The following is a 21,537-nucleotide window of genomic DNA, read 5'->3' as shown; positions in this document are numbered from 1 at the left end:
CGCCCTCCCCCGGGCGCGGCTCCACGGATCCTGCTCTACAGATACAGCCCGGTGGAGTCCTCCGCCCCCTGCAGCCGCTCGGCCGCCACCGCGTGCAGATCACGCTCGCGCATCAGCACGTACGCGACCCCGCGCACCTCCACCTCGGCCCGGTCGGCCGGGTCGAACAGCACGCGGTCGCCGGGCTCCACCGTGCGCACGTTCTGCCCGACGGCGACCACCTCGGCCCAGTTCAGCCTGCGGCCGACCGCCGCCGTCGCGGGAATGACGATGCCACCGGAGGACCGGCGCTCGCCCTCGGGAATGTCGGTACGCACCAGCACCCGGTCGTGCAGCATCCGGATGGGCAGCTTGTCGTGGTGGGACGTCTTGGAACTCACGGCAGAACCGTATCCCAGCCCGCCTCCGCCCCGCTCAGCGACGGCGACGACGCCGGGACGACACCACCAGCAGCCCGGCCGCCCCCGCCACCACCAGCGCCACCGGCACGATCCGCGCCGCCCGGGGGCGGCCCTCCTCGTCCGTGAACCGGTCCCGCACATCCGACAGCGCGTGGTTCACCGCGACATACGCCCGGCCCGCGGTGCGGTCCACGGCCGACGCCGCCCGCGCCTTCACACCGTCGGCGATCGTCTTCGGGTGCACCCGCACCGCCAGCTCGTCCAGCGTCTCGGCGAGCTCCTGCCGCCTGCGGACGATCTCCGCCTCGATCTCCGCTGGGGTCCTGGCTTCCGACACCGCACTGCCTCCGTCGTCTCATCCGTCTCATCCGCCCCACCCGGGCCGCCGTGCACCGGGAACCCGGCCACCGGACAGTCTGGCAGTTCCCTCACCTCCGATGCCCCGCGCCACCCCCGTCACACCCCGTGGCTAGGCTTTCGAACCGATAACGGCCCCCGACGACGGCCCCGACCACGGGACCGCGAGCCCCGCCCGAGGAGTACCGATGAGCGAGCGACTGCAACCCGGCGACACCGCCCCGGCCTTCACCCTGCCCGACGCCGACGGCAACCCCGTCTCGCTCTCCGACCGCGCCGGACGCAAGGTGATCGTCTACTTCTACCCCGCCGCCCTCACCCCCGGCTGCACCAAGCAGGCCTGCGACTTCACCGACAGCCTCGACCTCCTCGCCGGCGCGGGCTACGGCGTGATCGGCGTCTCCCCCGACAAGCCGGAGAAGCTCGCGAAGTTCCGTGAGAAGGAGAACCTCAAGGTCACCCTCGTCGGCGACCCGGAGAAGAAGGTACTGGAGGCCTACGGCGCCTTCGGCGAGAAGAAGATGTACGGCAGGACCGTCACCGGCGTCATCCGCTCCACGGTGGTCGTCGACGAGGAGGGGAAGGTCGAGCGGGCGCTGTACAACGTCAGGGCCACCGGCCACGTCGCCAAGCTCATCCGGGACCTCTCCCTCTGAGCCCCCGCTCCCGGCCCCTCCCCCACCCGGCGTAACCACCCCGCACGCCGTTCGTTGACCAGTACGAGTCCGCGACAGAAGACCGAACGACCACTGCGCGGACGGTCCACAGGGGAGGGGCCGTGGCCACCGAGTACACCCGCGAATCACTCGCCGACGCTGTCGCCCGCTCCTCGACATGGGCGCAGCTCATGCGCGAACTGGGGATGGAGGTCAGTGGAGGCAGACGCCGTACGCTCCAGAGACTGGTGGCCGAATACGGCATCGACACAGGTCACTTCAGGCAGCAGAGCCCGTGGCGGAAGTACACCGACACAGCGATCGCCGAGGCTGTCGCCGGTTCGAGCACGCTGCGCGAGGTCGTCACCAAGCTCGGTGCGACACCCGCAACGGGGACGCTCTCCCATATCCGGCGCCGTATCGCAGCCGCCGGAATCGACATCAGTCACCTGCCCGCGCTGAACCGCCCCCGGATCGACCTTCCGTTCGCGCCTGAGGAGGTGAGGCACGCAGCGGCCACCGCCACCGGCATCCGTGCCCTGGCGCGCTCGCTGGGCCTCGGCGACGACAGCGCATCGCGTGCCGCACTGCGCCGGATGCTCACCGAACTGGACGTCGACGTCTCGCACTTCTCCCACGCGCAGGTTCTCATCGCCGAAGCACCACTCCGTGCCGCCGTTTCGAGCAGCACAAGCTACGCCGAAGTCATGCGCTCATTGAACCTACCGGTCAACGACGCGAACCACCGTCGAGTACATCGGCATGTGGTGCGCCTCGGGCTGGAGACCTCCCACTTCAAGCGACGTACCCGACGTGAGGTCCGACTGAAGACACCGAAACGGATCGCCGGGGAGGTACTGCGGGTGCACCCCGCAGACGCTCCTCGGGTAAACCGTGCCCGGTTGCAACGGGCCTTGGAGGAGATTGGCATGCCCTACCAGTGCACAGGATGCGGTAACTCGGGAGAGTGGCTCGGAACAACAATGACTCTCCAGATCGACCACATCAACGGAGACTGGCACGACAACCGCCGGGAGAATCTTCGCTACCTGTGCCCAAACTGTCACGCGATCACAGAGACGTGGTGCGGCCGCAACAAACGTTCCGCGAACAGGCGCGGATGACCTTCCCGGTGGGCCGCTCAGCGCGTCCGCCCGCTACCATGGTTGGCGTCCAGCGGCGGTGGCGCAGTGGTGACGCAGCAGATTTAGGTTCTGTGGCCCTGATGGGCTTGAGGGTTCGAATCCCTTCCGCCGCATAGACCTTTCATTCGAAGGCCCGGCTCGCTGAGCCGGGCCTTCGGCGTTGTCGGCGGAACCCGCCCCGCGGGACGGGCCGTCAGCCCAGGAGGTCGCGGACCGCCGGGACAAGGGCGCGGAAGGCCTGGCCGCGGTGGCTGATGGCGTTCTTCTCGTCCGGGCTCAGTTCCGCGCAGGTGCGGGTCTCGCCCTCGGGCTGGAGGATCGGGTCGTAGCCGAAGCCGCCGGCGCCGGCGGGCTCGCGGCGGAGGGTGCCGGCCAGGCGGCCCTCGACGACGCGTTCGGTGCCGTCGGGCAGGGCCAGGGCGGCCGCGCAGGCGAAGTGCGCGGTGCGGTGGGGGTCGTCGATGTCGGAGAGCTGGGCGAGGAGCAGGTCGAGGTTGGCCCGGTCGTCGCCGTGGCGTCCGGCCCAGCGGGCGGAGAAGATGCCGGGGGCTCCGCCGAGGACGTCCACGCACAGGCCGGAGTCGTCGGCCACGGCGGGCACCGCCGTGGCCCTGGCCAGGGTGCGGGCCTTGAGGAGTGCGTTGTCGGCGAAGGTGAGGCCGGTCTCCTTGACGTCCGGGACCTCGGGGTAGGCGTCGGCGCCGACCAGGGTGAGGTCCAGTCCGGCGGCGGAGAGGATGGCCTCCAGCTCTCGGACCTTGTGGGTGTTGCGGGTTGCGAGGATCAGGCGCTGGCTCATGGGGACCGATTATCCCGTCGCGGCGGCCGGAACCCCCGGCGGGCCGGACGCCGGTGCCCGCGCCCGGGATCGGGGACCGTGGAGCGGAGCCCGAAGCCCGGGTCCGTCAGCCGGGGTCCGTCAGCTGGGGTCCGTCAGCCGGGGGTGCAGACCTGGGTCAGTTCGTCGGCGGCGTCGACGACGGGGCTGACATCGGGGGTCTTGCCCTGCTCGACGGACTCGCGGACGTTGCCGGCGGCCTTCTGCATGTCCTCGGCGACCCGGGTGATGTCGGCGTTGTCCGTGTTCTCGATGATCTTGTCGAGGTTCTCGTTGATGCGGTTCAGGGACCGGTCCACCTCGGCCGGGTTCTCGACGCCGTCGGCGACGGCCTGCTGGAGGGCGTTGGCGCTGTCCACGACGACGACGGCGGTGTTGGCGCAGTCCAGTGCGTTCTGGACGGCGCCGCAGCCCATCAGGGGGAGGGCGAGGACGACGGGGGCGAGGGCGGCGAGGGTGGTCCGTCTGCGCATGCGGCGTGGTCTCCTGTGTCTGGACGGGCCGTACGGCTCGACCCGTACGGCCCGTGCCCTGTAGGACGCGTAAAGCGCTCGCAAAGTTCCGCGTCCCGTCCGCTGTTCTCATGAGGTGTCACCGGGATCGCCCGGACGGCCCGGACGGCCCGGGGTGGCTGCGGCGGGGCCGGAGGTCAGGCGGGGGGCAGCGCTCCGGTGTCCAGTGCGTGCCGCTGGGCGCCGTCGAGTTGGGCGCAGCCGGCGACGGCGAGGTCGAGGAGGGCGTCGAGTTCGGTGCGGGCGAAGGGGACTCCCTCGGCGGTGCCCTGGACTTCGACGAAGCGGCCGTCGCCGGTGCAGACGACGTTCATGTCGGTCTCGGCGCGGACGTCCTCCTCGTAGCAGAGGTCGAGCAGGGGGGCGCCGTCGACGATGCCGACGCTGACGGCGGAGACGGTGCCGGTCAGCGGCTGGGCCTTGGCGCGGACGAGTTTGTTGTCGCGGGCCCAGGCGAGGGCGTCGGCGAGGGCGACGTAGGCGCCGGTGATGGCGGCGGTGCGGGTGCCGCCGTCGGCCTGGAGGACGTCGCAGTCGAGGACGACGGTGTTCTCGCCGAGGGCCTTGAGGTCGACGACGGCGCGCAGTGAGCGGCCGATGAGGCGGGAGATCTCGTGGGTGCGTCCGCCGATCCTGCCGCGGACGGATTCGCGGTCGCCGCGGGTGTTGGTGGAGCGGGGGAGCATGGCGTATTCGGCGGTGATCCAGCCCTCGCCGCTGCCCTTGCGCCAGCGGGGCACGCCTTCGGTGATGCTGGCGGTGCAGAGGACGCGGGTGTCGCCGAAGGAGATGAGGACGGATCCTTCGGCGTGTTTGCTCCAGCCGCGTTCGATGGTGACGGGGCGGAGTTGTTCGGCTGTGCGGCCGTCGATGCGTGACATGGGTGTGAGCCTAGTGCCCCGGGTGGGGCGGCCGTTCGGGTGAACGGCCTGGTGGCCGGGTGTGCGGGGGTCGCGGGGGCGGGGTGGTCACATCATGTCCTCGATCTCGGCGGCGATGGGGTCGGCGTCGGTGCCGATGACGACCTGGATGGCGGAGCCCATCTTCACGACTCCGTGTGCGCCGGCGGCCTTGAGGGCGGCCTCGTCGATGAGGCCGGGGTTCTCGACCTCGGTGCGCAGGCGGGTGATGCAGCCCTCGATCTCGACGATGTTGTCGATGCCGCCGAGTCCGGCGACGATGTTCTCCGCTTTGCCGGGCATGTTCTCCGCCTTCCCGCCGGCTGCCGCCGGCCGTCTGGGCCCGTCCTGTGTCCGGTGCCCCCTGTGGACCGGATCGGCACATTAACCCACGTTATGCGCACCTGTACGAGGGTGCCTCATCGGCTCCTTACCGCTTTTCGGTCCCGTGTGGAAGGGGGCGCGGCCCCGCGGGCGTTCCGGGTACTGCATTCCGGCACTGTCCTCCGTTCCGTCGGCCGTCTTGCCCGCCTGGGTGCTTTCGGAGACTTTGTTCGTGTTACAAGGTGACTTAAGCGCTCTGTTACCCATGTGATGCTTGCGATGCGGATGTGCGGCGCGGACCGCACGGCCCCACGGGAGGAAGCCGATGACCACGGCCACTGCCAGGACATCCGACGACGGAGGCGAAGGGGGCGGCGGGAGCGGCGGCGAGGGGGGCGGCGGGGGCGGGAGGAGGCGTGGCGCGGGCACGATGGCGGTGGCCCAGCGCATCGGCCGCAGTCTGATGCTGCCGATCGCCGTGCTGCCCGCGGCGGCTCTGATGGTCCGGCTGGGTTACGAGGACATGCTGGGCCGGGAGGGTTTCCCGGACTTCGTCAACCGGATCGCCGAGTTCCTGGCCGCGGGCGGCGGGGCGCTGCTGGACAATCTGCCGCTGCTGTTCGCCGTGGGCATCGCGGTCGGTTTCGCCAGGAAGGCGGACGGCTCCACGGGGCTGGCGGCCGTCGTGGGCTATCTGGTCTTCCAGCAGGTGATGGCCACCTTCATCGATCCCAATCTGCCTCCCGAGGAGGGCGTCGCCCGGCCCGCGGACGCCGGTGTGCTGGGCGGTGTGGTGATGGGGCTGGTCACCGCCGTGCTCTACCAGCGCTACCACCGCAGGAAGCTGCCGGACTGGCTGGGTTTCTTCGGCGGCCGCCGGCTGGTGCCGATCCTGGCGTCGTTCGCGGGTCTGGTCCTGGGGGTCGTCTTCGGTTACGCCTGGCCGGTGCTGGGGGCCGCCATCCACGGTTTCGGCGAGTGGCTGGTGGGGTCGGGCGCGCTGGGGGCGGGGGTGTTCGGGGTGGCCAACCGGGCGCTGATCCCGGTGGGCATGCACCATCTGCTGAACTCGTTCCCGTGGTTCCAGGCGGGTTCCTACGAGGACGACGGGGTGCGGTACGAGGGGGACATCGCGCGCTTCCTGCACGGGGATCCGACGGCGGGTCAGTTCATGACCGGGTTCTTCCCCATCATGATGTTCGCCCTTCCGGCGGCCTGTCTGGCGATGTACCACTGTGCGCGGCCCGAGCGCCGCAAGGTGGTGGGCGGGATGATGTTCTCCATCGCGCTGACCGCCTTCGTCACCGGGGTGACCGAGCCGATCGAGTTCACGTTCATCTTCGTCGCGCCGGTGCTGTACGCGGTCCACGCGGTGCTGACGGGGGTGTCGATGGCGTTGAGCTGGGCGCTGGGGGCGCGGGACGGCTTCGGTTTCTCCGCCGGGGCGATCGACTTCCTGCTGAATCTGGGGATCGCGTCCAGGCCGTGGCTGCTGGTGGTGCTGGGTCTGTGTTTCGCGGTGGTGTACTACGCGGTCTTCCGGTTCGCGATCGTGCGGTTCGATCTGCCGACGCCGGGCCGGGAGTCGGACGAGGAGATCGCCGAGCAGGAGAAGGCGCAGTACCGGGGGTAGTCGGGTGCCGCGCCGGCCGGGCCCGTGTGGTTCACGGGCCCGGCCGTACGGCCGGTCAGATCTCGTAGACGGCGCCGGGGCGGGCCATCTCCACGGGGCCGGAGAAGGCGGCCTGTGCGTCGCGCAGGTTGTGCCGGGGGTCCGTCCACAGGGGGATGTGGGTGAGGACCAGGCGTTCGGCGCCCGCCCGCTGTGCGCACTCCCCGGCCTGCCGTCCGTTGAGGTGGAGTTCGGGGATGTCCTCCTTGCCGTCGGTGAAGGAGGCCTCGCACAGGAAGAGGTCGGCGCCCCGGGCCAGGTCGCACAGGGTGTCGCAGGGGCCGGTGTCGCCGGAGTAGACGAGGGCCCTGGTCCTGCCCTCGTGGCCCTCGTGCTCGATGCGGAAGCCGTAGGTCTCCACCGGGTGCCGCACCCGGTCGGCGGTGACGGTCAGCGGTCCGAGCCGGAAGGTGCTTCGGGGGGCGAGGTCGCGGAAGTCGAAGACCTCGCTCATCGACTTCTCGGAGGGGGTGTCGGCGTAGGCGGTGGTCAGCCGCTGCTCGGTGCCCTGGGGGCCGTACACCGGGATGGCCTCGCAGCGCCCTCCCTCGTGCCGGTAGTACCGGGCCACGAAGTACGCGCACATGTCGATGCAGTGGTCCGCGTGGAGGTGGCTGAGGATGATGGCGTCGAGGTCGTAGAGGCCGCAGTGGCGTTGCAGCTCGCCCAGGGCGCCGTTGCCCATGTCGAGCAGGAGCCGGTAGCCGTCGGCCTCTACGAGGTAGCTGGAGCAGGCCGATTCCGCGGACGGGAACGATCCCGAGCAGCCGACGACGGTGAGCTTCATAGGGGAAGGAACCTCCGTGGCCCGGGAAGAGGGGTTACCTGAGCGTAAGGCGCATGGGGGCCGGTGGCTCCTCCGCAGTGCCCCGTTGTGGGCGGAATCACCAGGGCGGGGGTGGTGCGGGGACGGCGTGGGGGCGGACAGCGCGGTGTGCGGGCCTCGGGTGGTGCACGGCCTCGGCGGCGAGCGCCCCCGCACCGCCGCTCCCGGCTGCCGGAGGGGGTGCGGGGAGGCGGCGGGCGCGGCGGGCGGGGTGTCGCCGGTGCTGGGTGTGCGGGGCCGGGCTCAGGCCCAGAGCTGTCCCTGGAGGGCCTCGACCGCGGCTTCGGTGGTGGGCGCGGTGTAGATGCCGGTGGACAGGTACTTCCAGCCGCCGTCGGCGACGACGAAGACGATGTCGGCGCTCTGTCCCGCGCGTACGGCCTTGCGGCCGACCCCGATGGCGGCGTGGAGGGCGGCGCCGGTGGAGACTCCGGCGAAGATGCCCTCCTGGGCGAGGAGTTCGCGGGTGCGGGTGACGGCGTCCTCGGAGCCGACCGAGTAGCGGGTGGTGAGGACGGTCTCGTCGTACAGCTCGGGGACGAAGCCCTCGTCGAGGTTGCGCAGGCCGTAGACGAGGTCGTCGTAGCGCGGTTCGGCGGCGACGATCTGGATGCCGGGGACCTTCTCGCGCAGGTAGCGGCCGGCGCCCATCAGGGTGCCGGTGGTGCCCAGTCCGGCGACGAAGTGGGTGATCGAGGGCAGGTCGGCGTGGATCTCGGGGCCGGTGCCGGCGTAGTGGGCGCCGGCGTTGTCGGGGTTGCCGTACTGGTAGAGCATGACCCAGTCGGGGTGCTCGGCGGCGATCTCCTTGGCGACGCGCACGGCGGTGTTGGAGCCGCCGGCGGCCGGGGAGGAGATGATCTCGGCGCCCCACATGGCCAGCAGCTGGCGGCGCTCTGCGCTGGTGTTCTCCGGCATGACGCAGACCATGCGGTAGCCCTTGAGCTTGGCCGCCATGGCCAGCGAGATGCCGGTGTTGCCGGAGGTGGGCTCCAGGATGGTGCGGCCTGGGGTGAGCCGGCCGTCCTTCTCGGCCTGCTCGATCATGTAAAGGGCCGGGCGGTCCTTGATCGAGCCGGTGGGGTTGCGGTCCTCCAGCTTGGCCCAGATGCGGACGTCCTCGGACGGCGAGAGCCGCGGCAGGCGCACCAGAGGGGTGTTGCCCACCGCGGCGATCGGCGAGTCGTAGCGCATCAGCGCATGCCCCCGGCCACGGCGGGGAGGATCGTCACGTTGTCGCCGTCGCTCAGCTTGGTGGAGATCCCGTCCAGGAAGCGGACATCCTCGTCGTTGAGGTAGACGTTGACGAAGCGGCGCAGCTCGCCGCCCTCGACCAGCCGCTCCCGGATGCCGCTGTGGCGGGTCTCCAGGTCCTCGATGAGCTCGGCGAGGGTGCCGCCGTCGCCCTCGACGGCCTTCTGCCCGTCGGTGTAGGTGCGGAGGATGGTCGGGATGCGGACCTCGATGGCCATGGGTGTACTCCTGTTGGGAGAGGCGGGAAGCGTGCGGGCCTTGGCTCGTGCGCGGGGCGAGGTGCGGCCGGGCGGGCCGCGTGGGGGGTGGCCGTCCGGGTCAGGCGCGGTCGGCCGCGCGGCGCCGGGGGTACCCCAGGGCGCTGGCGAGGCGGCACAGGTCGACGTGCAGGCGCGCCACGAGCAGCGCGCCCGGGGACTTACCCGGGTGGGTATCGCTCACGTCGTGGTTAACCATGGGCTCATCGTAACGATTCCCGCCTCGGGAACCGGATACCTGTTCCATGATGCGGACCCTGCCGTCTCACCTGTCGTCAGGGGTCAGGGGTCGGGGGTCAGTCCTCGTAGGCGGGGACGACCCTGACCTCCTCCTCGGTGATCTCGCCGTCGACGATGCGGAAGGAGCGGAAGGAGAAGGGCCCCTCGTCGTTGCCGCACTCCGCGGTGGAGACCAGGACGTAGTGGGCGCCGGGCTCGCCGGCGTAGGCGACGTCGGTGCGCGAGGGGTAGGCCTCGGTGGCGGTGTGGGAGTGGTAGACGACCACCGGCTCCTCGTCGCGGTCGTCCATCTCGCGGTAGAGCTTCAGCAGGTCCGCGGAGTCGAACTCGTAGAACGTGGGCGAGCGGGCGGCGTTCAGCATGGGGACGAAGCGCTCGGGGCGTCCGCTGCCGGCCGGGCCCGCGATGATGCCGCACGCCTCGTCGGGGTGGTCCTGGCGGGCGTGGGCCACGATCTTGTCGTGCAGCTCCTGGGTGATGGTCAGCATGGGCGACAGCATAGGCAGGACGCGCGGGCGGGGCCCCGCCCGTACCGGTGTGCGGTACGGGCTGGGCCCCGCGGTGCTCTGCCGCCCCCGGGGGCGGCGGGTGTCACTTGGCGAGCGTGGGGGTTCCGTCGGCGCCGCCGGGGCCGGCGGCCTCGGAGGCCTCGATCTGCTCGTCGCTCTCACCGGCGTCGCGCCGGCGGACGTAGTCGAGGACGCGGCCGAGTTCCCGCCTGACGACGGGCGCCAGCAGGTAGAGGCCGATGATGTTGAACACCGCGGCGAGGAAGAGGAAGGAGTCGGCCAGGGAGACCAGGGAGGACAGCGACATCAGCGCACCGGTGATGACGATGAGGCTGAAGAGCACCTTGTAGACGTTCTCGCTGGTCCTGGTGCGGCCGAAGAGGTAGGTCCACGCCTTCATGCCGTAGTAGCTCCAGGTGATGATCGTGGAGAAGGCGAAGAGCAGGACCGCGACGGCCAGGATGTAGGGGAACCAGGAGATCGCGCTCTCGAAGGCGTCCGAGGTGAGCGAGACGCCGGAGGCGATCGGCTCGCCGTTGGCGTTGGCCTCGCGGGCCGCCTCCCAGCTCGGGGTGCGGGCGATGACGATGGTCAGCGCGGTCATGGTGCAGACGACGACGGTGTCGATGAACGGCTCGATCATCGCGACCAGGCCCTCGGTGGCGGGGCGCTTGGTCTTCACCGCGGAGTGGGCGATGGGGGCCGAGCCGATGCCCGCCTCGTTGGAGAAGGCGGCGCGCTGGAAGCCGACGATCAGGGCGCCGATGAGGCCGCCGGCCACGCCCTCGGGGGCGAAGGCGCCCACGATGATGTCGGAGACGGCGTCGGGCACGGCGGTGACGTTGGTCAGGATGACGAAGAGACAGGCGATGACGTAGACGATCGCCATCGCGGGGACCAGCCGGCTGGTGACGGCGCCGATGGAGCGCATGCCGCCGATGAGGACCAGGGCGACCAGGGCGGCGATCAGGATGCCGAAGAAGAGGGCACCGCCGGAGCTGCTGAAGAGGCTGTCCTCGCCGCCGGTGACGGACTGGAGCTGCTCCAGGCTCTGGTTGACCTGGAAGAGGTTGCCGCCGAAGAAGGTGAAGAACAGCAGGGCGACGGCGGAGCCGATGGCGAGCACCTTGCCCAGGCCGCCCAGGCCGCGCTCGGCCATGCCCTTGCGCAGGTAGTGCATCGGGCCGCCGGAGACGGTGCCGTCGGCGTGGACCTCGCGGTACTTCACGCCGAGGGTGCACTCGACGAACTTGGTCGCCATGCCCAGCAGGCCGCAGACGATCATCCAGAAGGTGGCGCCGGGGCCGCCGATGGTGACCGCGATGGCCACACCGGCGATGTTGCCGAGGCCGACGGTGCCGGAGACGGCGGAGGTGAGGGCCTGGAAGTGGTTCACCTCACCGGGGGCGTCCTTCTGGTCGTACTTGCCGCGGACCAGCTTGAGGGCCTTGGGCAGGTGGCGGACCTGGGCGAAGCCGAAGTATCCGGTGAACACCAGTCCCGCGACCACCAGCCAGCCGACGATCCAGGGGAACTCGGTGTCCCCGAGCGGAATGGTGTAGAAGACGATCTCGCTGATTGTCGACGCGATCGGATCGACGAATTCGGTGATCGATTCATCGAGTCGTGTCGTCCAGGTTTCGTTTGCCATGGGTTCCCTCTGGCTGTAGCGGCTGCGGGGACGTGTGGGGGCGGGTGCAACGGTGGTTGCCGGTGGTACGGCGAACGGACCAACCTCGGCGTCCGGTCTCGCGCGCAGTTTCCTCCGAAGTTCTCCGGGTTGTAAGACTCGGATAAAAATCGGGTTGGGAGTTCCTATCACGCTGCGCTACCGCGTCGGTGTGACCTGGATCACATGCTCATATTACGGTCGGATCACACAGGGGAATTCGGGGGCGAAACGGGCATCATCTCCGCCCGAAGAAGCGTCGCATCCGATTAACGGAGAGTTTCGGTGACCCTGTGCGATGCGACGGGCCCGTAGAGACTTTTTAATGTATGACACAAATAAACGCCGGAATGCGGCGCGACGCGACGGGAGCGCCGGGAGCGGCGGCCGGGCCGGCGCGGCCCGCGGCGCGGGCCGCGCCGGCGCATCAGGGCGCCAGGGTCTCCACCAGCGACTCCTGGAGCGCCCCCAGCCACAGGTACGCCATCACCATCGGCTTGCGCGGGTCGCCGTCCGGCAGCGCGTACAGCTCGTCGCCGTCCTCGTCCTCGGTGATCTCCAGACGCGCGCCGATGGCCAGCCGCAGGTCGTTGAGCGCGCCGAGCCACTGGCGCGACTGCTCGGGGGTGAGGGTGAGCACCGCTCCCCCCTCACCGGTGGTGGCCAGGGAGTCCAGGGTGCGCACGACGGCGAGGCCGTCCTCGCGCTTGCGGGCGCGCAGGTCGTTCTCGGTGTAGCGCCGGAACTCCGCGGCGGCCTCGCGCGTCCCGGCGTCCCTCCCGGCGCCGGGGCCGCCGTAGGCGTCGGGGAAGAGCCTGGCCAGCGCCGGGTCGGAGGGCGGCTCGGTGGGGCCGTCGGCCATCAGCGCGGCGAGCGGGTCCTGTTCGCCGCCGGCCTCGTCCGCTCCCGGGCCGGGGCCGATGAGCTCCAGGAGCTGGACGGCGAGGCTGCGCAGGATGGAGATCTCCACCTCGTCGAGCGCGACGGCGGCGCCTCCGGGCACGCCCGCCGCGGACTGGAAGAGCCCGGCCATCAGCGGTCCTGCTGGAGGGTTGCCCACAGACCGTAGCCGTGCATGGCCTGTACGTCGCGCTCCATCTCCTCGCGGCTGCCGCTGGAGACGACCGCGCGGCCCTTGTGGTGGACGTCCATCATCAGCTTCCTGGCCTTCTCCTTCGGATACCCGAAGTAGGTCTGGAACACATAGGTCACGTAACTCATCAGGTTCACCGGGTCGTTGTGGACGACCGTCACCCACGGGACGTCCGGCTCGGAGACCGCCTCGGGCGCCTCGTCCGAGGCGGGACGGGTGATCTCGGTGGGGGCGACCGACAGCCACGCCACATGGGCGCCGCGCGGACCGGGTACGCGGTCCGCGGCGGGCGGCCGCACGACCGTGACGGCGGAGGGTGTCATCCGGTGTGTGTCGTCGCTCACGGTTCCCATGCTGCCACTTCGGCCGGGCGGCGACGCAAACGGGGTTCCGGCGGGCTGCGGCGCGTTCTCCCGGAACCAGATATCGTCAAGGTGACGAAATTGGGGGTAGCATCCGTCCCATGAACACCGCAGACCTGGGCCTGCCGGTCGCCGTGCCGTCCACCGCCCTGTTCACCGACCACTACGAACTGACCATGGTCCAGGCGGCGTTGCGCGGCGGTACCGCCGACCGGCGCTCCGTCTTCGAGGTCTTCACCCGCCGTCTGCCCGAGGGCCGCCGCTACGGCGTGGTGGCGGGCACCGGAAGGGTCCTGGACGCGGTGGCGAACTTCCGCTTCGAGCCGGAGATCCTGGAGTTCCTGCGCGAGCGGGACGTGGTGGACGAGCCGACCCTTCAGTGGCTGGCCGGCTACCGCTTCCGCGGCGACATCAGCGGCTACCCGGAGGGCGAGGTCTACTTCCCCGGCTCGCCCGTCATGCGGGTGGAGGGCACCTTCGCCGAGTGCGTGCTGCTGGAGACGGTGATCCTGTCGATCCTCAACCACGACTCGGCCGTCGCCGCCGCCGCGTCCCGGATGGCCGTCGCGGCCCGGGGGCGCCCCCTGATCGAGATGGGCGCGCGCCGCACCCACGAGCTGTCGGCGGTGGCCGCGGCCCGGGCGGCGTACGTCGGCGGTTTCTCCACCACCTCCGACCTGGCCGCCGGCTTCCGCTACGGCATCCCCACCACCGGCACCAGCGCCCACGCCTTCACCCTGCTGCACGACACCGAACGGGACGCCTTCACCGCACAGGTGGAGTCCATGGGCGGCGGCACCACGCTCCTGGTGGACACCTACGACGTGGCCGAGGCCGTCCGCACCGCCGTGGAGGTGGCGGGCCCCGGCCTGGGCGCGGTGCGCATCGACTCCGGCGATCTGCTGCTGCTCGCCCACCGGGTGCGGCAGCAGCTCGACGAGCTGGGTGCGCGGGACACCAGGATCGTCGTGACCAGCGATCTGGACGAGTACGCCATCGCCTCGCTGGCCGCCGCCCCGGTGGACGCCTACGGGGTGGGCACCCAGCTGGTCACCGGCAGCGGACACCCCACGGCCTCGATGGTCTACAAGCTGGTGGCCCGCGCCGACTCCTCCGATCCCCGGGCTCCGCTGCGCCCGGTGGCGAAGAAGTCCATGGGCGGGAAGCTGTCGGTCGGAGGCGTGAAGTGGGCCGCCCGGCGGCCGGACGCGGACGGCGTGGCCGAGGCCGAGGTCGTCGGTACCGGCGAGGTGCCCGCGCAGCTGGCGGACCACCTGCTGGCGGTGGACCTGGTCCGCGGCGGCGAGATCGTGGCGCGCGAGCGGCTGGAGGCGGCCCGCGAGCGGCATCTGCGGGCCCTCGACGGGCTGCCGCTGTCGGCGACGCAGCTCTCGCGCGGCGAGCCGGTCCTGCCCACCGAGTACACCGGGGGGTGAGGCGCGGTGCCCACGCACTCCCGCGGCGGACGCCGGGTGTCTAAGGTCGGATGCGTCCACACCTCCGTCCACACCACCGTCCCCCCTGCGGACCGCGGCCGGCCACAGCGACCGGTCGCGGCCGGTCCCGACCGGTACGCCGGTCCCAGTCGCAGCCCCAGTCGCAGTCGCAGTCAGTTCCAGCCAGCCACAGTCACTCCAGCCGAAAGGTGTGCACCATGCACCGGGCCCTGATCGTCGTAGACGTCCAGAACGACTTCTGTGAGGGCGGCAGCCTCGCGGTGGCGGGGGGTGCCGACGTGGCCGCGGCCATCACCGACCTCGTCGGGCAGAGCACCGCCGGATACCGCCACGTGGTGGCCACCCGCGACCACCACGTCTCCCCGGGCGACCACTTCTCCGACCACCCCGACTTCCGCCACTCCTGGCCCGCGCACTGCGTGGCCGGGACCGAGGGCGTGGGCTTCCACCCGAACTTCGCGCCGGCCGTCGCCTCCGGCTCGATCGACGCGGTCTTCGACAAGGGCGCGTACGCCGCCGCCTACAGCGGCTTCGAGGGGAAGGACGAGAACGGCGTCCCGCTCGCCGACTGGCTGCGCTCCCACGGTGTGACGGAGGTGGACGTGGTGGGCATCGCCACCGACCACTGCGTGCGCGCGACCGCGCTGGACGCGGCCCGCGAGGGCTTCCGCACCCGGGTGCTGCTCGGCATGACGGCCGGGGTGGCGGAGCGGACCACCGGGCCGGCACTGGAGGAGATGCGCGGGGCGGGTGTGGAGCTGTCGGGCGAGCCGGTGGTGCGCTCCGCCTGAATCCGGCGGGCCGCGCCGGCCGGGGCGCCGGTGCGGCCGGCGGGTTCAGCCCGCCGCGGCGCGGCGCAGGGCGCCTATGGGCCGCCAGAAACCGCTGTCCGCGTACGCGCCCTCGTCGCCGGCCGGCGCGCCGGTGGCATCGGTGGCGCCGGCGACTCCGTGCTGCGGGGCCGGGCGCCAGACCAGGCCGTCGGGGTGGTGCAGCACCGCGCTGATCTCGTCGGGGGTGGGCGGCTCGGCGTTGCCGCGCAGGTAGACCGCACGCAGGCCGAGGTTTCTCAGCCGGGTCAGGGCGCGGGCCCGGTTGACCGCGTGGACCAGGAAGCGGGCACGCTGCCCGCCGTGCCCCGGCCGGGGCACGGAGAGCGCCACGACCACGCTGCCGTCCGGCAGCCTGGTCCAGCCACCGCCTGCCATCTTCACCACTCCCCCGTTATACACCACGTCAACAACGGCGACCCGCCCTCGGACGGTACGCGCATTCTCAGCACGATCGGCCGCCGCCCGCTAGGGGGCGACGGCCGATCGTTTCCTGCCTTACCGCGGTGACCTGCGCGAACGCCGCGTCAATGGGCGTCGCGCGGGCGTCATGCGGGTGTCACCGGGTGGAGGGTCCGACCCGGACGGTGATCGTCTTGCCGTTGAGCGGCTGGTGGACGATCGAGATGCGGGTGTTGGTGTCGGGCACCTTCACACTCGCGGTCGGGTTGGTCTCGTCCCAGTACGTACCCCTGTGGTCGTCGAAGTACGGCTTGCCCAGCTTCCAGCGGACCTTGGTGGCCTCGCCGTTCTTGTGCAGGGTCATGCCGCGCGTCGGGTACCAGCTGAAGGTGGAGTCGTAGGACTGGATGCGGTTGCGCATCAGCGTCCCGTCGGCCCACTTCTCGGCCTTGGGGTGGGCGTCGACCGGGAGGACCAGGCCCTCACCCGGGTGGGCGCTGGTGTTGTTGTCCAGCTGCGAGGTGTCCCACAGCCAGATCAGCAGACCCTTCTGGTACGCGTAGCGCTCGACCCAGTCCGGGCGGCTGTCCTGCCAGCCGAAGTTGTACGGGCCGGTCTTCAGCGTCTTGTCGTACGAGACGTACTGACGGTTCTCGGCGATGTAGAACTGCGGGTAGGAATTGGAGAACGACGCCCCGATGCGGGAGAAGCCGCTCGCCGTCCAACCGTTGTCGTCGCCCTCGGCGCCGTCGGTGACGATCGCCTGGCCGTCGGCGGTGATGGTGATCTCGTCGGCGGTGAAGCCCTTCTCCGCCACGCCGCCGTCGGTGCGGTAGTGGAAGCGGAGGTCGACCTTCTTGCCGGCGTAGGCGTCCAGCGGGAAGGAGAGGTCCTCCCAGCCGCCGGAGAAGCCGTCGAGGGCGGGGGCGCCGGAGGCGTCCTTGCCGAGCGGCTCGCCGTTGCGGGTGCCGTCCAGGGCGGTCCAGGTGGCGCCGCCGTCGGTGGAGACCTGGGTGTAGAGGTAGTCGTAACCGGCCTCGATCTCCCACCAGCCCTTGAGGTCGAGCGACGCGGAGGAGGCTCCGGTCAGGTCGACGGTGCGGGTCAGGGAGTTGCGCAGGTCGTCACCGCTGCCGCTCCACCACTGCTTCTCGCCCGCCGCGGGCTCGACGACCTCGGTCGTGACCTCCTTCTCGGGGAGCTCCACGATCAGCGCCTGCGGGTTCTTGCCCTGGTGGGCGGAGACGCCCAGCTTGTGGGTGGACCGGGTGGCGGCCTTGGCCGTCTCGTAGTCCAGCCAGCCCAGGGACAGCTTGTCCCAGGCGGTCATCTCGCCGGCCCAGTCGCCGATGGCGTCGGTGCCGTTGTTCAGCCAGGAACCGGACGACATCAGGGTCCAGAAACCCGTGGAGTTCTCGCCGCCGGCGGTGTCGTACAGGTCCGGCAGGCCGAGGTCGTGGCCGTACTCGTGGGCGAAGACGCCCAGACCGCCGTTCTCGGGCTGCACGGTGTAGTCGCCGACCCAGATGCCGGTGTCGCCGATCTCGGTGCCGCCGGCCTTGTTGAAGTCGGGGCCGGTCCTGCCGTAGTCGGTGCCGTAGGCGTACCAGCGGTGGGCCCAGATGGCGTCCTCGCCCTGCGCGCCGCCGCCGGCCGACTCGTCCTCGCCCGCGTGGACGAACTGGAAGTGGTCGAGGTAGCCGTCGGGCTCGTTGAAGTCGCCGTCGCCGTCGTGGTCGTAGCGGTCCCACACGTCGTACTCGGCGAGCTGGGCCTTGATCTCCTCGGTGGTGCTGCCGGCGGCCTTCTGGTCGGCCACCCACTGGTTCACACCGTCACGGACGGCGTCCCAGACGGTGTTGCAGGTGCTCTGGCCGCAGGCGTTGTTGCCGTAGCGGGCCTCGTTGTAGTCGATCTTGACCCAGTCGGAGACCATGCCGTCGACGGAGTACTTACCGGAGGACTGGGTCTCGTAGTACGTCTTGAGCGAGCCCTCGCCCTCTCCGAAGTAGATCTCCTCGAAGTGCTCCTGGCTGAAGTCCTCCTTCCACAGCGTGGTGTTGTCCGTCTCGCGGTCGGGCTCGGCGATCTGGTTGTGCAGCGGGCCGGGGGTGCCCCCGTACTGCGGGTCGATCTTGTCACCGAACTCGATGAGGATGGTGAAGATCTTGTCGGTCTTGGTCTGCTCCATCTCGACGTACTTGTCGTCGCCGAGCTTCATGACCTTGGAGCCGTTCTTGGTCACGGGCTTCTGGCCGGAGGCGAGCCGCTCGAGAGCGGCGAGGCGCTGGGAGCGCTGCTTCTTGGTGAGCGGGCCGGGCAGGTCGTGGTCGACGTGCTTGCCGTCCTTGCCCTTGCCGTGCTTGTGCCCGTCCTTGGCGTGGTCGCCGTGCTCCGCGGCGGCCGGGTCACGGCCGTCGGGTGCGGTGCCCTCACCGGCGTAGGCGGTGCCGGCGGTCAGAAAGGTCGCCCCTATGACGGCGACCGTCGTGGCCAGGGCGGCGGATCTGATCGTCCTCCGTTGGCTCTTCACTAGGTATTGCCCTCCCCATGCATGGCCATGGCACGTGTGTGCACACGTGTGGAGGCATTCGACATGAGCGGCGGCCGAAAAAACAGCCCTTGATTTGAACACGCCACGCAAGTACGTTGTCCGACTAGCCAGTTGCGGAGTCCGGAGACCGGACGGTAGCGGCCGATGACAGTACGGTCGCGGCGTGATTCCGTGCGCCCCCTGTGCATCGGCGTGTCGGTGGCGGTGGGTCAGGTCGTGCTTACCCGCGGCCTTGTACGGGCATCCGGCATCGTAGAGTCGTTCGACGGACCACGTTCGCCGTCCGGCGGCCTCGCCCCCGGTCAACCACCGATCCCGGAGGACGGATTCCGTCATGCCGCGTCCGAATCCCGCACAGCTCGCCTACGGTTCGGCCACCGTCATCCTCTCGGCTCTCGCGATGCTACTGGTGTCGCAGGCGCGTTCGGGAGCGGGGATCGCGGTCGTCGCGAGTGCGTCGCTCGCACTCGGACTGCTCGTCGCGGTCAGGGTGTCCGGCCGCCGCCCCTCAGGGGCCCCGCGTCCGGTGACCGGCGCGGTGCCCGCGCAGCGCGGCGCGGAGACCGCCGACGGCGGCCGACGCCTGGCGGAGACCTCCTCGCGCCGCTGATCCGGCCGGGGCACGGGAGCCGCGGGTGCGCCCGGCGCCGGTACGGCCAAAGCTCCCGCCGTAGGCGCCTCCGCCCGCACCGCCCTCCCCAGGGCGGTGGGGCCCTGGCGTCCGGCACGGCCTCCGTATCCGGCAGGCCTTCGCGTATCTCATGCTCGGAGTCGACCGCGCCGGGGCCCGCCGCGCATCAGGGACGGGCCGTTCGGGGGACCTGGGGCGCTCTGGCCCCGGGCGTCATCCGAGCGGTCCGGACTCCTCGGTGCCGCGTGCCACGAAGGTGCGCGCCGCCTTGTCGTGCCAGCACTGCCGCCACGGCCGGTCGAACAGGCACCACAGGACGTTGACCACGCCGACGCCCAGCGGCGCCAGCAGTCCGTACACCAGCCAGCGGCGCAGCGCGGCGCCGAAGGAGGGGGCGTCCTGCTCCTCGATGTCGAGCACCCGAACGCCGAACAGCTTCTTGCCGAGCGTGCGGCCCCACCGGGCGGTGGGAAGTACCTCGTAGAGGAGTCCGAACACCAGCAGGGCGCCGAGCACGATCGCCAGGTAGACGCCGGTGGTGCCGTCGACCAGCCAGATCTGCCGTGTCTCACCGGCCCGTTCGGCCGCCTCCACCTGCTCGCGGAAGTGCTCGGCGCTGGGGCCGGCGAACGGGAGGGCCACCGCCGCGGCCACCGCCGCGGTGAGGACACCGTCCACCACACGGGCGCCCAGCCGGCGTCCGAGCCCGGCGGGGCGTGCCTGCCGCCGGGCGGCCCGCAGGAAGGGGTCGTCGGCCGGGGGGCGCCAGGGTACGACCTGCTCCGGGCCGCCGGGCCGCCCGGCCGGCGACTGCTGCTGCGGCACGGCGGGAGCGGACGCGTGCGGGACGGACGCGTGCGGGACGGACGCGTGCGGGACGGGGGCGTGCGGGACGGGGGCGTGCGGTGCGGGGGCGTGCGGTGCGGGGGCGTGCGGTGCGGGGGCCGGGTCGGCGGACGCGGGGGCACGCTGGGCCAGTTCGTGCACCTGCCGTGTCCAGGAGGGCTGCCCGGACGCGGGACCGGCGGGCGTGACGGGAGCGGCGGGACCTGCCGGATCGGCGGGCGCGGGCACGGGCGCCGCGGGCGCGGCCGGCGCCGGTACGGCCAAAGCTCCCGCCGCGGGCGCCTCCGTACCCCCCAGCCCCACGGTGTCCCCGGGCCTGACGGGCCGTCCGCCCGCCGCCGGGGCTGTGCCAGTGCCCTCGGGACGTACGGGCCGCATCCGCACGGTGCCCTCGTCGCGCGGCTGCGCGTTCCCGCCGCGCGGGTCCGGGCCCGGTCCCAGCGCCTGCGGAGCACGGCCCGCGCCCAGTGCCGGTGCGGCCGGGGCCGCCCCCTCGACCGGACTGCCCGTGCCCCAGGAGACGCGGCCGTCCCGCTCCCCGTCGAAGCCCGCCTGCCGGGCGGCGTCGGCCTGCCAGACGGACGCGGGCTCGGGTCCGCCGTGCGGCCGGGAGGGGTCGTTCCAGGCGGCCGCCCGGTCCCCCGGGCGGATCTCCACCTCGCCGCGTCCGCGCAGTCGGGGCAGGGAGTCGCCCGGAGCGGACGCCGGGGGCCGGGCCCGGCCCCCGGCGTCCGCGGTCCCCTCCTCGTCCAGGAAGACCGGGCCCGTCTCCTCCTGCGGGGACTCGGCCGACGCGGAGGGAGCGGAGGGCACGGCGGGCGCGGCGGGCACCGGGGAGCCGGCCGCGGGGGCGGCGGGGGCGGCGGGCGCGGGCGGGGCCTGCACCACGACCCCCGGGGGCGCGGCGGGCGTCGGCTCGCCCTCGCGGGGCTCGGGGCGGCTCGTTCCCGGCACCCACGCGGCGCCGTTCCAGTAGCGGATGTATCCCGGAATGGACGGATCGGGGTAGTAGCCCGGACCCGGGCTGCCGTTGGCGGATGCTGACGGAGGGGCGCTCATGTGTCCGGTCCCGTATCTGCTCGGCCGTCGCTGTGGCGTGTGCCGCTCCCCGTCCGGCGGCGTGGGCCGGGGAGCGCTGGCTCCACATCTACCAGAGACGGGACACCCCTCGCCCCGGCCATCGGCGACCCCACCCCCATCCAGCGACACCGAACCCCCCGTCGTCTCCTCCGCGGACCCCCGGATCCATGACAGCGCGTCAGGAGGCGGGCCGTCCGGCGTCCCTGGCCGCCTGGCGCACCAGCGGGACGATCCGCAGCGGCACCGGGTTCTCCATGACGATGGCCGTGGAGGCCCGCACGATGCCCTCGAACCCGACCACCTTGTCGATCACCCGCTGGAGGTCGGCGTTGGAGCGGGCCACCAGACGGCAGAGCATGTCGCCGCGGCCGGTGATGGTGTGCAGTTCCAGCACCTCGGGGACGGTCGCCAGATGCGCCCGTACGTCGCGGCCCTGCCCCTGCCGGATCTCCAGCGTGGCGAAGGCGGTGACCGGGTAGCCGATGGCAGCGGGGTCGACGTCGGGCCCGAAGCCTCGGATCACCCCGCCGCCCTGCAGCCGGTCCAGCCGCGCCTGCACGGTGCCCCGGGCCACTCCCAGGCGGCGGGAGGCCTCCAGCACGCCGATGCGCGGCTCGGCGGCGAGCAGCTCCAGCAGCCGGCCGTCCAGCTCGTCGATGCCCATGATCTGCCTCCCTGATGGTCATCCTGTACAGATCGCCCGGCATGGCCGGGAAATCACTG

The 21,537-nt window shown here is 71.6% G+C and carries 23 protein-coding genes, 1 tRNA gene and 1 pseudogene; 7 read left to right on the top strand and 18 right to left on the bottom strand.

Translation table 11 applies throughout. The features are described 5' to 3' along the window. Positions 1-35: 35 nt before the first annotated feature. Both BM237_RS13465 and BM237_RS13460 read right to left on the bottom strand, forming a co-directional pair. A complete protein-coding gene (locus BM237_RS13465) occupies positions 36-338 on the bottom strand; it encodes a GroES family chaperonin (RefSeq protein ID WP_093850016.1) in 303 nt (100 codons plus the stop codon). Positions 339-414: 76 nt separating this feature from the next. After that, positions 415-738, bottom strand: a complete 324-nt coding sequence (locus tag BM237_RS13460; protein ID WP_093849847.1) for a DUF3618 domain-containing protein — start codon at positions 736-738, stop codon at positions 415-417. A 208-nt stretch (positions 739-946) separates the two neighbouring features. Between BM237_RS13460 and bcp the strand changes: the two genes are divergently transcribed. From bcp to BM237_RS13445, 3 genes are all read left to right on the top strand, one after another. After that, the gene (bcp, locus tag BM237_RS13455) at positions 947-1,414 is read left to right on the top strand and encodes a thioredoxin-dependent thiol peroxidase (RefSeq protein WP_093849846.1); all 468 of its coding nucleotides are present in this window, start codon (positions 947-949) and stop codon (positions 1,412-1,414) included. Between the two features lie 122 nt (positions 1,415-1,536). Further along, on the top strand, positions 1,537-2,538 hold the full coding sequence (locus BM237_RS13450) for an HNH endonuclease signature motif containing protein (RefSeq protein WP_093849845.1): 1,002 nt from the start codon (positions 1,537-1,539) through the stop codon (positions 2,536-2,538). A gap of 52 nt (positions 2,539-2,590) precedes the next feature. Further along, positions 2,591-2,672, top strand: a tRNA-Leu gene (locus tag BM237_RS13445). 80 nt (positions 2,673-2,752) lie between these two features. Here the strand turns inward: BM237_RS13445 and rdgB are convergent. The 4 genes and pseudogenes from rdgB to BM237_RS13425 all read right to left on the bottom strand — a co-directional run. After that, positions 2,753-3,358, bottom strand: coding sequence for an RdgB/HAM1 family non-canonical purine NTP pyrophosphatase (rdgB, locus tag BM237_RS13440; protein WP_093849844.1), 606 nt, complete (start codon positions 3,356-3,358; stop codon positions 2,753-2,755). Between the two features lie 134 nt (positions 3,359-3,492). Continuing rightward, positions 3,493-3,870 (bottom strand): hypothetical protein, encoded by a 378-nt coding sequence (locus tag BM237_RS13435; RefSeq protein ID WP_093849843.1) that lies wholly within the window; start codon positions 3,868-3,870, stop codon positions 3,493-3,495. Positions 3,871-4,046: 176 nt separating this feature from the next. After that, entirely contained in the window at positions 4,047-4,790 is a 744-nt protein-coding gene (gene rph / locus BM237_RS13430) for a ribonuclease PH (RefSeq protein ID WP_093849842.1), read from the bottom strand. Between the two features lie 87 nt (positions 4,791-4,877). Beyond that, positions 4,878-5,114 (bottom strand): annotated as a pseudogene (locus tag BM237_RS13425) (PTS sugar transporter subunit IIB); the annotation flags it as partial. 448 nt (positions 5,115-5,562) lie between these two features. Here BM237_RS13425 and BM237_RS13420 point away from each other — a divergent pair. Further along, a complete protein-coding gene (locus BM237_RS13420) occupies positions 5,563-6,765 on the top strand; it encodes a PTS transporter subunit EIIC (RefSeq protein WP_093849840.1) in 1,203 nt (400 codons plus the stop codon). 55 nt (positions 6,766-6,820) lie between these two features. On the opposite strand, the gene BM237_RS13415 is transcribed toward BM237_RS13420, so the two are convergent. The 8 genes from BM237_RS13415 to clpS all read right to left on the bottom strand — a co-directional run bounded on the left by BM237_RS13415 (position 6,821) and on the right by clpS (position 12,894). Then, positions 6,821-7,591, bottom strand: a complete 771-nt coding sequence (locus BM237_RS13415; protein WP_093849839.1) for an MBL fold metallo-hydrolase — start codon at positions 7,589-7,591, stop codon at positions 6,821-6,823. A 282-nt stretch (positions 7,592-7,873) separates the two neighbouring features. Beyond that, on the bottom strand, positions 7,874-8,824 hold the full coding sequence (locus tag BM237_RS13410) for a PLP-dependent cysteine synthase family protein (RefSeq protein WP_093849838.1): 951 nt from the start codon (positions 8,822-8,824) through the stop codon (positions 7,874-7,876). After that, the gene (locus tag BM237_RS13405; protein WP_093654152.1) at positions 8,824-9,102 is read right to left on the bottom strand and encodes a MoaD/ThiS family protein; all 279 of its coding nucleotides are present in this window, start codon (positions 9,100-9,102) and stop codon (positions 8,824-8,826) included. Before BM237_RS13405 ends, BM237_RS13410 begins: the two co-directional genes overlap by 1 nt. A gap of 100 nt (positions 9,103-9,202) precedes the next feature. Continuing rightward, entirely contained in the window at positions 9,203-9,340 is a 138-nt protein-coding gene (locus BM237_RS13400; protein ID WP_342746234.1) for a putative leader peptide, read from the bottom strand. Between the two features lie 97 nt (positions 9,341-9,437). Beyond that, positions 9,438-9,869, bottom strand: coding sequence for a M67 family metallopeptidase (locus tag BM237_RS13395; RefSeq protein WP_093850015.1), 432 nt, complete (start codon positions 9,867-9,869; stop codon positions 9,438-9,440). 103 nt (positions 9,870-9,972) lie between these two features. Continuing rightward, on the bottom strand, positions 9,973-11,541 hold the full coding sequence (locus BM237_RS13390; protein ID WP_093849836.1) for an alanine/glycine:cation symporter family protein: 1,569 nt from the start codon (positions 11,539-11,541) through the stop codon (positions 9,973-9,975). Between the two features lie 445 nt (positions 11,542-11,986). Continuing rightward, entirely contained in the window at positions 11,987-12,592 is a 606-nt protein-coding gene (locus BM237_RS13385) for a DUF2017 domain-containing protein (RefSeq protein ID WP_093849835.1), read from the bottom strand. Next, a complete protein-coding gene (clpS, locus tag BM237_RS13380) occupies positions 12,592-12,894 on the bottom strand; it encodes an ATP-dependent Clp protease adapter ClpS (protein ID WP_101254743.1) in 303 nt (100 codons plus the stop codon). Before clpS ends, BM237_RS13385 begins: the two co-directional genes overlap by 1 nt. A 221-nt stretch (positions 12,895-13,115) precedes the next feature. Here clpS and BM237_RS13375 point away from each other — a divergent pair, with 221 nt between their 5' ends. Together BM237_RS13375 and BM237_RS13370 are read left to right on the top strand one after the other, a co-directional pair. Continuing rightward, complete coding sequence (locus tag BM237_RS13375; RefSeq protein ID WP_093849834.1) at positions 13,116-14,450, top strand: nicotinate phosphoribosyltransferase; 1,335 nt, start codon at positions 13,116-13,118, stop codon at positions 14,448-14,450. 218 nt (positions 14,451-14,668) lie between these two features. Beyond that, positions 14,669-15,262, top strand: a complete 594-nt coding sequence (locus BM237_RS13370; RefSeq protein ID WP_093849833.1) for an isochorismatase family protein — start codon at positions 14,669-14,671, stop codon at positions 15,260-15,262. Positions 15,263-15,307: 45 nt separating this feature from the next. Here BM237_RS13370 and BM237_RS13365 read toward each other — a convergent pair whose 3' ends face one another. Together BM237_RS13365 and BM237_RS13360 are read right to left on the bottom strand one after the other, a co-directional pair. Beyond that, positions 15,308-15,679, bottom strand: coding sequence for a hypothetical protein (locus BM237_RS13365; RefSeq protein WP_093850013.1), 372 nt, complete (start codon positions 15,677-15,679; stop codon positions 15,308-15,310). A 181-nt stretch (positions 15,680-15,860) separates the two neighbouring features. After that, positions 15,861-18,236, bottom strand: a complete 2,376-nt coding sequence (locus BM237_RS13360; protein WP_245793601.1) for an immune inhibitor A domain-containing protein — start codon at positions 18,234-18,236, stop codon at positions 15,861-15,863. Positions 18,237-18,591: 355 nt separating this feature from the next. On the opposite strand from BM237_RS13360, the gene BM237_RS13355 reads away from it, so the two are divergent. Then, positions 18,592-18,867: a hypothetical protein gene (locus BM237_RS13355; protein WP_093849831.1), complete on the top strand. Its 276-nt coding sequence runs from the start codon at positions 18,592-18,594 to the stop codon at positions 18,865-18,867. Positions 18,868-19,101: 234 nt separating this feature from the next. Here the strand turns inward: BM237_RS13355 and BM237_RS13350 are convergent, their stop codons facing one another. Next, positions 19,102-20,793, bottom strand: coding sequence for an RDD family protein (locus BM237_RS13350; RefSeq protein WP_093849830.1), 1,692 nt, complete (start codon positions 20,791-20,793; stop codon positions 19,102-19,104). A gap of 199 nt (positions 20,794-20,992) precedes the next feature. Beyond that, positions 20,993-21,478 carry an Lrp/AsnC family transcriptional regulator gene (locus BM237_RS13345; protein ID WP_093849829.1) on the bottom strand — a complete coding sequence of 162 codons (486 nt, stop codon included), beginning with the start codon at positions 21,476-21,478 and terminating at the stop codon, positions 20,993-20,995. Between the last annotated feature and the right edge of the window lie 59 nt (positions 21,479-21,537).

This window comes from Streptomyces mangrovi (assembly GCF_900114215.1).
Classification (GTDB): domain Bacteria; phylum Actinomycetota; class Actinomycetes; order Streptomycetales; family Streptomycetaceae; genus Streptomyces; species Streptomyces barkulensis.
Note: the sequence above shows the minus strand (reverse complement) of the source record. Positions and strands in the feature narration are given on the sequence as shown.